Raw genomic sequence first — 11,988 nt, forward strand, 5'->3', positions numbered from 1 at the left:
TTCAAAGATTGGATTTATACATTTGCGATATAATACCAGTCATGCTGTCCAACCAACCAGCAAAATCTAGCACTGCTGCTATGGTAGTTGGAGGTTTGGAGATGAGAGAATCTTCCTGAATCAAGCGGGCAAAATCAATTTGAATTGGACTGGTTCGCCGTTCGCCACGACTGTTAAAAAACTCCACTCCTGCTAGTTCCATGATTTTGATCGCTTCTTGCGCCATGATACCATAGCCGATTGTTGTGGGATGAATTCCATCTAGGGAGAACAATCCCCCTTGGTGTCTTCCTTTGGTATCAGAGATTAAAAATCGGGTATCGGGTTTTGGATTCAGCTTATCCAAAGCAGGAGGTAAATTGTAAGGAGTCCACCAACTTGGGCGATTTGCACGATCTTCTTGTACCAAGTAACGCTTATACGCCAATCGATCTAACAATGAAACCATCTCAAACACGTACCAATCTTTTCCTTCAAGTCGTCCTTGCCGCACTGCATCCACAATAGAATCATTATATTTATCTATCGCACTGTCGATCGCTCTAGCTTGATTGGCAGTTAGATGAGGATGGCGCTTGGCATCAAATTTTTCTTCATCCAACCAAATCGGAACGTAGTAGGGGTAATAACGAGATCCGGGCGAAACTTTTTTCCCATCCTTGGCAGGATTGATACCTTTAACAAATGGTGGAATTGTAACATGAGGGACTGTTGCCCAAATGACATGGCGTGCTTTAATTTGCTTTACTTGCTCAACAATTAAATCTAACTCAGCTTTGAAATGACTGGGTTGCCAAACTGTATAGCGATCGTTAACGCTCATATCAGTATAAAAATCTGGTTCGGACCAAACTGCTTTAAATGTTAAAATACTACCCAAGGCATTGTTTGCTCCGATGGCAACGATGAGAGTTTCAATTCCATCTCCTTCTTGACTTAAAGCTTTTGCCGCACCAAGAGGTGTTAAAGCTTCTCCATTTTTATCCCTTGCTGTATTTAAAACCCTTAATGTAGCAATTTCGTTTGCGTGTTCGGGGACTTGCTTCAAAGAATTAAACCCATCATCATCCTTGAATGGATTCTTCAGAAGAATATCTCGAGCAGTTTTGGCTGTGCGAGAAAGTGTGTTCCGTAAATCCCAACCATACACGGCTAAATTATGATTGATTAATCCCTTTTCTGAAGACTGAAGAGAATTTTTAGCCCACCCCTCCCAATACTTTTCGTTGGCATCAAGATACGTTCGCAGCCACGGCAGTATTCTAGCGAAGTCGATAGCATTTATACCATCAGCTACCTGAAAGCGATCGCCCAAATCTCTAGCGAACTTTTCTAAATTCAATGGTAAGCCGTTCCCTGGACTTTCATATTTAGGATAGCGAAATTGCTCGCTACAACCAAGTTCGCGGGCAATCAGCATGGGATAAGACAAACTGGTATTAAAAATTGCTCCGCTTTGGTAGCCTTGGGTTAGTGAGTCGCCAATGCTTACAAGACGATGGGCTGGTTTACCCTGTCTGTTCACTGTAACAGGAATTCCCAAAGTTGGATCTGTTTCCGGTTCGCGTGGTTCTAAGCGAATTGCTGCTTTCACCTCATCAGGCGCATTTTCTAATCCTTCTAAATATTGAGGGGGTACATTAGGAGAAAAATTAGTCATCACTGGATCGCTTGCTTGGGATTACAATTACGAAACTGCCAGATCCCCGACTCCCTTAAAGAAGTCGGGGATCTAACCACAAAACTTATTGTCGAGTAACACGTCAAATTGTTGCAATTTATCAAATCATTTATGAAACTTGAACCGATAAGCATTGATTGGGCAGTTGAAGCAGGTTGTGTTCTCGAAAGACTACGGAACACGAAACCGTTAATTTATACTATTACAAATTTCGTTACCGTTAATGATGTCGCTAACGCCATCACTGCCATTGGTGCATCACCGATTATGTCTGCATCTGCTGATGAAGCTGCTGAATTAGTGGGTTATGCCGGATCTATCCTCATTAACCTTGGCACAATAAACAAACCACAAATCGATCTTGCTTTTACAGTTTGTAACATAGCTGCAGAAAAAGGAGTACCAGTGACGCTCGATCCAGTTGGCGCAGGCGCAAGCCATATTCGCACCAATACAAATTTGCAGTTGCTGGAACAGAGCGCAGTAGTGCTTGTGCGTGGTAACCTCGCTGAGATTACCAGTCTTGCTGATGTTACCAGTACCGTCAAGACTAAAGGTGTTGATAGCGTTGGGGATGAGACTACCCATGCAGATGAGGCAATTCTTGCCCTGCATGCAAAATTGGGTCGGGGTGCGGTCTGCGCGACTGGCAAGATAGACTCTGCAACTGACGGGCAACATTTAGTTTATATTACCAACGGTCACTCCCTCATGCCAGCAATCAGTGGTACGGGTTGTCAACTCGGTGGTATTTGTGGTGCTTTCTTAGCCGTAACCGATCCGCTCACTGCAACAGTGTCAGCACTACTGTCTTTTGCCATTGCTGCTGAAATTGCTGCCGAACGGTCTAATGGACCGGGTTCCCTTAAGGTTGGTATCTTTGATGCTCTCTACAATCTCACACCGGAAGATTTTATACGACGGGCGCAGGTTGAAAGCTTCCGGGTGAGTTAGTTTCACAATCGACACGCTTCTCTCAACCAATCTGTCTCACTTGGCTCTAAAATCGGAGTTAACTTCTCCACAACGGCTGCGTGGTAATTTTCCAACCATTGACGTTGTCTGAGTTCCAATCGATCTAGCGCAATCAAGCGTTTCTCAAAAGGAATGTATGTCAGAGGTTCAAAACCATACCAAGGGGTTTTGCTTGGATCTGCTTGGAGTTCTGCTTCAGGTATTAAATTTTTAACTACGTATAGATTTTCAATACGAATTCCTCCCCAATTAGCTAGGTAAAAACCCGGTTCAATACTCGTTACCATGCCCGGTTCTAAGGGTTCGGAGGCACGCTTGCTAATTCCGTTTGGTCCTTCATGGACGTTTAAAAAAGCACCAACGCCATGTCCAGTACCGTGCCCGTAGTCAAGTTCCTCCATCCACATATTAGCTCGAGTTATACCATCAAGTTGAACACCTGTTGTTCCTTTAGGAAAGCGTTGCATGGCACAGTTAATGTGTGCTTTTAAAACTTCGGTATAACGTAAAATTTGTTCGGGAGTTGGTTCACCTACAATGATAGTTCTAGTGGCATCTGTTGTCCCTCCCAAATACTGTGCCCCTGAGTCAAGTAGGAAGAATTGACCATGAGTGAGCAATACATTGGGACTGGGTGTACCGTAGTGAACAATGGAACTGTTTGTACCTGCACCTGCAATTGTATTAAAACTTAACCCTTGAAAGTCAGGTTGTTGTTGATAGAATTGAGCGATCGCATTTGCAACATCCAACTCACTCAATTGCTGTCCGCTTGCGAGTTGTTCCGATATCCACTTTAAAGTTCGGATTTTAGCGCGACTTGCTTTGAGATTCGCCCCCTTCATTTGCTCGACTTCAACCGCATTTTTTCGAGCTTTCATTCCCTCAATGGGATTGGCAGTTTCTACAATTCGATTCTTATCTATTAACTGATAAGTCCCCATTGTCGTTTGCTTGGGATCTAAAAGGACTTTACTCTGGTTTTCTTGAGAAATTAAAGCTTTCAGAGTTTCTGTATATTTCTCGTAGGGAAGTAAAGTTACACTACCTTGTAAAAATTGCCGAACTTCTGTATCAATACGGTCTAAATTAGTCAATAAAAACGCCTCAGTTGGAGTTACAATCGCATAAGCAATGAAGACAGGATTGTAAGGAATATCCCAACCTCTTAAGTTAAACAGCCATGCAAGTTGATCCAGCTTAGTAATTGGGAAGATATCTGTTTTGTGCGATCGCATAGCTTCCCTGATTCTACCCAACTTCTGCTCTATTGTTTCCCCAGTGACTTCATTAGGTACGTGAAATACCCTAGATTCACCCAACGCAGGTACAGGTTCTGATTCAACCCAAGGACTTTGAGAACGAACGATATCTACCAAATTCTTGTCCACTGGTACTAGTTCCACACCAGCAGATTTCAGTTTATTTTGAAACGTCCGATATTGTTCAACAGGGATAGTAAATGGATCGAAACCTAAGCGAAACCCAGCAACTTTTTGTCCCAAAGTTTCCAAAGTTTCCACCAAAGTTTTATGCCCTTCCATTCCCAATTTTGAGACATGAACCAAAGATAAATCAACCTCTAAATCCGCCTGCTCGTGGTAGCGAAAGTCAACAAACAACCAACTCGACTCCCGTTCCACCAAAAAATCCCCCGCAGAACCCGTAAAGCCACTGAGCCACATTCGTCGCTGTTTTGCTTCTGGGAGATACTCATTTAAGTGCTCATCAGCAGAGGGAATCAGGTAAGCATCCAACTGATACTCTTCCATCAATGCACGTAAATTCGTCAATTTTGCGTAGAGCGAGGTAGAGGCAGGAGCAGTTAACAATTCTGAGGGTGTCATGTAATGATATAATTCGATACATTTATCTGTATTCATTCTAATCTGTTGAAACCACCCATAACACCTCATTGCTTCGTCAAAGTGAAAGTAGTAGCCCACTATCTCTCGTTCCCAGGCTCCGCCTGGGAATGCCTTACGGGAGGCTCCGCCTGGGAATGCCTTACGGGAGGCTCCGCCTGGGAATGCCTTACGGGAGGTTCCGCCTCCTGTATTGCTCCGCAGAGCCTCGCAGCCTGCATTCCCAGGTAGAACCTGGGAACGAGGTGAAAGGAGCCTGGGAACGAGGTGAAAGGAGCCTGGGAACGAGCTAAAATTCAATTGTGAAACTATCCCGACGGTGAAAATCCGGTTCATCTCCTTGATGCGTCAACGCCCAGTACGTAACAAAGCCATCTTTATGTTTGATGACGGTAGAAATACCAACCTTCAGAGCTACATCTGTTGAGATAATTAAATTCAAATCGACGCTGAGGACAAGCGCCAAACCATCTGATAGATACTGGATGCTAAATGGCAAACTTGTAAAAGCAGTTTCTTCCTGCATTTGGTGTCGGTAACTATCAAAGCGATACACGTTCCAGTCTCCAGAAGGAGAGAGGTTAAATTCCCAATAGCGATCGCTATTTTCAATCCCAAGGAAAAACTCAAAGCAGGTGTTTTGCCAAAGTTCGTGCTTGCGTGCTAGTTCATCTGATGGGGCTGCAATCTCGATTTCTGTTAAATCGCCAAGAAGTGCATATTGAATAGTAAATTGATTTTCATACCGGGCAACATTGCCTTTGATTTTCAGTTCGCTAAGCGATTCATTGTACAAAAAAGGTTGTAATAAAAATATTTTCTCTTGCATCTAAAAACCTCATGGGAAAGTGGAAAAATCTGGCAACTCAATCCAAAATCGACTGCCTTTACCGGGAGCAGATTCTACACCAGCTCGTCCTCCGAGACGCTCTGCCCCTTTTCGCACAATAGCTAATCCAATTCCAGTTCCTGGGTAAGTTTCAGTACTGTGCAGCCGCTCAAAAACACCAAAAATTTGCTCCTGATAATTTGGTTCAATACCAATTCCGTTGTCTTCAATCCACAGACGCACTTGTTGCAGAAATGGAGGGCGATCTTCACATGTTTCTCTGTTTTCTTTAAGCTCTACCGTTTCTGCCCAAACTCGAATCTGTGGTTGAATACCTGGTTTAACAAATTTAATTGCATTTGACAAGAGATTAACAATAATTTGTACTAAAATTGGATAATGCCCCATAACATTGGGCAAGTTTTCAGCGATCGCAATTTGAGCCTGACGCTCGCTTATATCTGTTGCTAATTGCGCTCGAGCATCTGCTACAACTTGAGTCAATCGAACTGGCGTTAACTTAATTTGCTCGCGGCTGAGGCGGCTGTAGGCTAACAGATCGTGAACTAACTCGTTCATGATATGGGTGCCACGAAAAATGTGTTGAATATATTCTTGCGCCGTTTCATCTAAGCGATCGCCATAATCTTCCGCTAGAGCTTGAGCAAACCCTTGAATTCCTCGTAACGGTGCCCGCAGGTCATGCGCTACTGTATAGGAAAAAGCTTCCAAGTCCTTATTAGCTTCCTGCAGTTGGGCTGTGCGTTCTTCAACCCGTTGTTCTAGGGTAATGTTAAGTTGTTGAAGCTCAACTTGTGCCACTTTACGGGTTGTGATGTCGAAACGAACAGCGATGTACTGATACGGTTTACCATCAGCATCTAGAAACGGCACAATCGTAGTGGCAACCCAGTAAAAAGTACCATCCTTAGCGCGATTTTTAATTTCTCCTTGCCATACCTCCCCACGGCTGATGGTTGCCCACAGATGCTGAAAGAATTCTTTAGGGTGATAGCCAGAGTTAACAATACGATGGTTTTGTCCAATCAATTCTTCTGGTGAGTACTGTGAAAGCTCACAGAATTTGTCATTCACATAGGTAATGGTTCCTTTAGTATCAGTAATGGCAACGATGGAGGAGCGATCGAGAGCAAATTTAAAGTCCGCTAAGTCTTTGAGCGTTTGCTGTAATGCCATCTCTGCTCGCTTGCGCTCGGTGATATTCCAAAACACGCCGATACTTCCTCTAACTTGTCCGCGTTCATCAAAAAGCGGGGCAGCGTATTCTAACAGTGTTAGGGTTGTGCCATCATTCCAAACCACATCAACCTCTAAATCCCGAACTTCAATCCCAAGAGCGGCGGCACGCTGTAAGGGCAGATCTTCTGGAAGAAGTTCCTGGTTATTATAATAAACATTAAAGTTGTTTGGTCGCTCGTCTTCTGGCGCACTTAAAGAGGCATTTGCAGTTGAAGCAATGGCTAACATTTGAGCAAATGCTGAGTTGACCCGAATTTTTTGACACTGGGGGTCTTCAGCGATGCCAACGCCGATAGGAATGACTTCTAATAGCGTTTGAGACTCTGCCAACTGTCGCTGTAGTTCCTGATTCAAATTCAGAATTTCTTTCTCGGCTTGCTTGCGTTCCGTCACATCGATCGCTGTTACAATGACCAACTTTCTGCCATCAGGCAATATCTGAAGCGGGGCAGTCTGGAAATCCCAAATGCGAGTCGCACCCGTGCGGGTTGTAAGGGTATATTCTCCCATCGCCTTTCGCTGGGTGAGGGGATACTGACTCTGAATTGCAGATCGCACTTGTTCTTTACCATCGCCGTAAGCTCTTTCTGTCCACGCTTCGATGGTGGGAATGTCTTCAAGGTGATAGCCTGTAATCTCCGTCCACACATGATTAATCTGCAATACCTCACCATCTTCGGTGTGGAGCATGATTGGCAAGGGAGCATTCAGCAAAGCAAAGTGCAATCGTTCCTCACTCTCGCGCAAGGCTTGTGTAGCTCGTGTTTGCTCAACAATCGACCAAAGGCGAGAAACCGTGTTTTGGAGCAGTGACACTTCATGGGGACGCCACTCTCGAATTGTCCTGGCATTGATAGCAAGAACTGCCACCCAAAGTCCTTCATGGATGCAGGGAACTCCAACAAAAGCACGAATGTCTCGCTGGGCATAATTATCTGTGAAGGGGGCGGTATAGGGATAGGTTGCCACATCTGAGACAACAGCAGGTTGCCCTGCATAGTAATGCTTTACTAAATCTGGCAGAAGGAATTCTGACAAGCGATACATTCCAACAACGCTTGGAATGTCCTCATGCTGCCGCCAGTCTTGTTTGACGAACGATACATCTTCTTGCAAATTCACTTCGTGCCACACACAGCGATCGACGTTAAGGTACTTGCCCAGACTGCTAACTGCTTCCCATAGCATTGCGTCTGCATCAGAGAGTTGCCGCAACCGCAAATCGAGTTCGTTGAGGAATTGCTCGTTGAGTTCAGCTAATTTGCGCTCAGTTACATCTCGTGCAGTAGCATAGCTCACGTTACGATCGGGAGATATAACTCCTGCCCAGGATAGCCACTTGTACGATCCATCCTTACATCGGTAACGGTTTTCAAAGAAGGGCGCAGGATTTCCCGCCTCAAATCGTTCAGCTGCTACACGGGTTGATTCAACATCGTCAGGATGCACAAAGCTGAGAAAGGGTTGCGCCATCAGTTCTGCTTGAGTGTAGCCCAGCACTCGCTCCCACGCAGGGTTAAGCTGCTTAAAGTAACCATCCACTGTGGAAATTGCAATCATCTCGTTGGACAGCATAAAGAAGCGATCTCGTTCCTCTTCTGCCTGTTTGCTCTCTGTGATGTCAAAAACAATACCACTACAACGCACCGCTTGTCCGGCTTTATTGTAAAAAAAACGCCCAAAGGTCTTGAGCCATCTCAATTCCTCGTTGTCTACACGTATAATGCGATACTCAATGCTTAAAAGTTTATGCTCGCGTTTGGCTTGTTCCTCAATTTGCTGGACTCGCTCTAAATCATCTGGATAAATTCGGCTGCGCCACATCTCAAGGGTTGCTTCTCCATTGGCAACAAGCTCATAGCCCAGCAATTGAAAGTGTTGTGCTGACCACACCCCTCTTCCCGTTAGCAAATCTATATTCCAAGCAGCCATCCCTGCTCCTTCAATGGCAAGGCTCAAGTGTTCATTGACTGCTGTTTGTCGTCTGTTGAGTCCACCCAGCCACAAAACGTTGCCAATAAAAGCAAAACAGATTGCTGTCAGCAGCAGCAAACTCTTCAGAACGCTGATGTTCAAAATCCAGCCGATGGCGACAAAGCAAGCAACAGTAGCAACAAAGGCTACTATTACTTTCGCTCCCTTCTGTAAGAAGGGTACTGACCAGAGATGAGTTTGATACTTCACCATGAGGTGGCATTTATGCCATAGCTTGAATACCGCTTCTCTACTATATCAATGTCAGTTCACAGCATCCAGTTACAAATGTGGGTCAGTGACTGCTATAATATCCTGAATGATTTTGCGAATCGTTGTTTCCTGAGTTTCAATACTCTCAGTCAGTTTAAATTGGACAAGCGCTCTCGTTAAATTATGTTCTGGACGCTTGACTTTAAAATAGATATTTCCTGCTAAATAGTCAGCAAAAAATCTTAACCCTAACTCAAAGGAAATGAGACGAATTGCATCATATATATAGATGTAATCCTGATAAAGAAGAAATGCTTTGGCTACAGAGAGATATCCCTGGAGAATTCCCTGGCATAAATCTGTATCAAAATAAACGCTTTCCCATTCTTCAGTTTCTTCTCCAGCCGCATTGCACCCAGAGCGCAAGCAGTCTCCAATATCGTAATGCACTAAACCGGGTTTAACGGTGTCTAAGTCTATCACGCAAGCAGCTTGCTGAGTAACAGTATCAAACATGACATTGTTGATTTTGGGGTCGCCGTGCATGAGACGCAGTGGTAACTCACCTGTCGCTTTAGCCTTTTCTAGAACTTCTGCCCAAAGTTGGCGATCGCTAACAAACTGCAAGCAATATTGAACTTCAGGCGATTTCTGGGGATGGGTTGTTGCTAAAACTTGGTTGTAGTGTTGAAGATAGAGGGGGGTAATGTGAAACCCTTCTAGGGTATCAGCAAGTTTTTCAGGGGACAAGTCGCTGATGAGGTTGTGAAACATACCTAGGGCATAGCCGATTTCTTTGGCTTGTTCCACATTTTGCATGGTATCGAAAGATTGCGTGCCTTCAATATAGCTTATTGCCCGCCAGAACGAGTCGTCAGCATCCTTCCAGTAATCTCGTGCATCTTTTGTCACCAGTACACGTGGCACTTCCCAACGACGATTGAGAGGGGTACGTTGTAAGCGATCGCGAACGTGTTCTGTAAAAGTACGCATATTCTGCATAATCAGTTCTGGTTGACGGAACACCTGCGTGTTGATGCGTTGTAAGACAAAGTGCTTTTCCTCTAGAGAATCCAGAGTCACCAGAAATGTATCATTAATATTGCCACTGCCAAACGCTTGAATGTTCATAACCTTTCCTTTCAAGGCGAATTGGTTAGCAATGGTAGTTAAATTATCTGCATCTCGTTTTTCTGTCATGTTGGGCTTATCAAAAGATCACTCACTCCATTAAGATAAGCCGCAAGGGATCTAAACGAACATACCAAGGCATCGGTCGATCTTTTAAAACTGCCCATCTCTCCTTAAACACCTCTGCTTGCAAATGGTAATCAGATTTGCTCTTAGGTTCACCGTTCAGCTTGAGAAACAACGTCATTCGGTGAGGAGTTTCACTTGTTCTTGTCAGCCAACAGGGAAAGGTATTTTCTTGGGTAGGATCGTTATTAAGACTGAGATGATGGGCGCGAATTCCAACATTAGACAAAAATTCTGGAACGGGTTCAACAACGTTAAGGGTACAACCCCACTCTACTGCTTCTACTTGATGCGATGTTAAAGCAACAGCACGAGAAAAGTTTTTACATCCTGTCAACTGAGCAACGCTAGCCGTGGCGGGGTGCTCAAAAATATCGTATCTGGTTCCGGCATGAGCAACTTGTCCTTTATCTAAAACTAGCAAATTGGGGCAAACTCGATAAGCTTCCTCCATATTATGAGTGACAAATAAAGTTGTTCCTTCGTAAGATGCTAATGTCTCCACCATTTGCTGTTCTAGTTGACTTCGCAAGTGAGTATCTAGTGCAGAAAATGGCTCATCAAGTAATAGTGCTTCTGGGTGAGTTGCTAACGCTCTTGCTAGGGCTACTCTTTGCTGCTGTCCACCTGAGAGTTGATGCGGATAGCGATCGCCCAATCCTTCCAAATGCACGGTTATCAATTGGGTTTCTACTTGTTGTCGAATAGCTGTTGCAGACAATCCTTTTGGTAAGCCAAAAGCAATATTTTGCGCTACAGTCATGTGGGGGAAGAGAGCGTAATTTTGCACGACAAAACCAACTTTGCGATCGCGTGGTGGCAGATCGATTCCCTGTTGAGAGTCAAACAACACCCGCCCATTCAGAATAATGCGTCCCGAAGTTGGAGTTTCTATTCCAGCGATACAACGTAGAATCATGCTTTTGCCAGCCCCCGATCCTCCCAACAATCCCAATGGTTGTCCATCAGCACTGAAACAGACTTTCAAGTTAAAGCCAGGGAGATGCTTCTCAATGTCCACAAATAAGCCAGAGGTTGGAGAATCTGGAATAGAGATTGAGGAAGAGTTTTTCTCCTTGTTACCCTGTCCCCTGCTCCCTGCTCCCTGCCCCCTTCTCTTCCCCTGGTGTTCTTGCCAAAGGTTAGCTGCAATAATTCCAGATAGGGAAATCACTATGATAGCAATAGACCAAAACCAAGCTTCATTCATTGCTCCACCTTCAACGGCAAAATAAATTGCCATTGGGATAGTCTGAGTTTGTCCTGGAATATTCCCTGCTAACATCAAGGTTGCACCGAATTCACCCAAAGCACGAGCAAAAGCCAACGTTGTTGCAGCTAAAACTCCCGGTAGCGCTAGAGGTAAACTGATGCGCCAAAATATAGTGGAGTCCTTGACACCAAGAGTTCGAGCCACTCGCAAAAGATTGCTATCGATTTGCTCAAAAGCTCCCAATGCTGTTTTATACATCAATGGAAAAGAAACCACTGTTGCTGCGATCGCCGCACCATACCAAGTGAAAACTACGCTAAAGTTCAAAAGCTCCATGAGTTTTCCCAACGGACCATTTTTACCAAACAACAGGAGGAGCAAAAAGCCAACAACTGTAGGAGGTAAAATCAGAGGAGAAACAAAAATGCCCTCAATCAAAGACTTCCCTTTCCCCCGATATCCCAGCATCCAATAGGCAGCAGCAATCCCAAGAAAAAAGGTAATAAATGTTGCGAGTAAGGAAGTTTTGAGGGATATCCACAAAGGAGAGAGATCGTAGGGCATCATGGGGGATTTTGGATTTTGGATTTTGGATTTTGGATTTTGGATTTTGGATTTTGGATTTTGGATTTTGGATTTTTGATTTTAGATTTTGGATTGAATAAGTTTTAGTTATTATTATTAAAATATAATAAGTTAAGGATAAAAAGTTACAGATTAT

The 11,988-nt window shown here is 44.2% G+C and carries 7 protein-coding genes; 1 reads left to right on the forward strand and 6 read right to left on the reverse strand.

Annotation, left to right across the window (positions count from 1 at the left end; genetic code table 11):
- Nucleotide 1: 1 nt before the first annotated feature.
- Entirely contained in the window at nt 2-1,660 is a 1,659-nt protein-coding gene (locus tag F7734_RS45200; protein ID WP_155750885.1) for a hypothetical protein, read from the reverse strand.
- A gap of 132 nt (nt 1,661-1,792) precedes the next feature.
- On the opposite strand from F7734_RS45200, the gene thiM reads away from it, so the two are divergent.
- Nucleotides 1,793-2,635 (forward strand): hydroxyethylthiazole kinase, encoded by an 843-nt coding sequence (gene thiM, locus F7734_RS45205; RefSeq protein ID WP_155750886.1) that lies wholly within the window; start codon nt 1,793-1,795, stop codon nt 2,633-2,635.
- A gap of 2 nt (nt 2,636-2,637) precedes the next feature.
- On the opposite strand, the gene F7734_RS45210 is transcribed toward thiM, so the two are convergent.
- The 5 genes from F7734_RS45210 to modB form a co-directional block, all read right to left on the reverse strand.
- On the reverse strand, nt 2,638-4,539 hold the full coding sequence (locus tag F7734_RS45210; protein ID WP_243147424.1) for an aminopeptidase P family protein: 1,902 nt from the start codon (nt 4,537-4,539) through the stop codon (nt 2,638-2,640).
- A 271-nt stretch (nt 4,540-4,810) separates the two neighbouring features.
- Entirely contained in the window at nt 4,811-5,350 is a 540-nt protein-coding gene (locus F7734_RS45215) for a DOMON-like domain-containing protein (protein WP_155750887.1), read from the reverse strand.
- 9 nt (nt 5,351-5,359) lie between these two features.
- A complete protein-coding gene (locus F7734_RS45220) occupies nt 5,360-8,797 on the reverse strand; it encodes a PAS domain S-box protein (RefSeq protein WP_155750888.1) in 3,438 nt (1,145 codons plus the stop codon).
- 69 nt (nt 8,798-8,866) lie between these two features.
- Nucleotides 8,867-9,997, reverse strand: a complete 1,131-nt coding sequence (locus F7734_RS45225) for an aminoglycoside phosphotransferase family protein (protein ID WP_155750889.1) — start codon at nt 9,995-9,997, stop codon at nt 8,867-8,869.
- Nucleotides 9,998-10,019: 22 nt separating this feature from the next.
- Complete coding sequence (gene modB, locus F7734_RS45230; RefSeq protein WP_155750893.1) at nt 10,020-11,831, reverse strand: molybdate ABC transporter permease subunit; 1,812 nt, start codon at nt 11,829-11,831, stop codon at nt 10,020-10,022.
- Between the last annotated feature and the right edge of the window lie 157 nt (nt 11,832-11,988).

Source organism: Scytonema sp. UIC 10036 (assembly GCF_009725235.1).

Excerpts from the sequence above, each read along its gene's own strand:
- F7734_RS45200 (WP_155750885.1), bottom strand. The coding sequence starts at position 1,660 with ATGACTAATTTTTCTCCTAATGTACCCCCTCAATATTTAGAAGGATTA.
- thiM (WP_155750886.1), top strand. The coding sequence starts at position 1,793 with ATGAAACTTGAACCGATAAGCATTGATTGGGCAGTTGAAGCAGGTTGT.
- F7734_RS45210 (WP_243147424.1), bottom strand. The coding sequence starts at position 4,539 with ATGAATACAGATAAATGTATCGAATTATATCATTACATGACACCCTCA.
- F7734_RS45215 (WP_155750887.1), bottom strand. The coding sequence starts at position 5,350 with ATGCAAGAGAAAATATTTTTATTACAACCTTTTTTGTACAATGAATCG.
- F7734_RS45220 (WP_155750888.1), bottom strand. The coding sequence starts at position 8,797 with ATGGTGAAGTATCAAACTCATCTCTGGTCAGTACCCTTCTTACAGAAG.
- F7734_RS45225 (WP_155750889.1), bottom strand. The coding sequence starts at position 9,997 with ATGACAGAAAAACGAGATGCAGATAATTTAACTACCATTGCTAACCAA.
- modB (WP_155750893.1), bottom strand. The coding sequence starts at position 11,831 with ATGCCCTACGATCTCTCTCCTTTGTGGATATCCCTCAAAACTTCCTTA.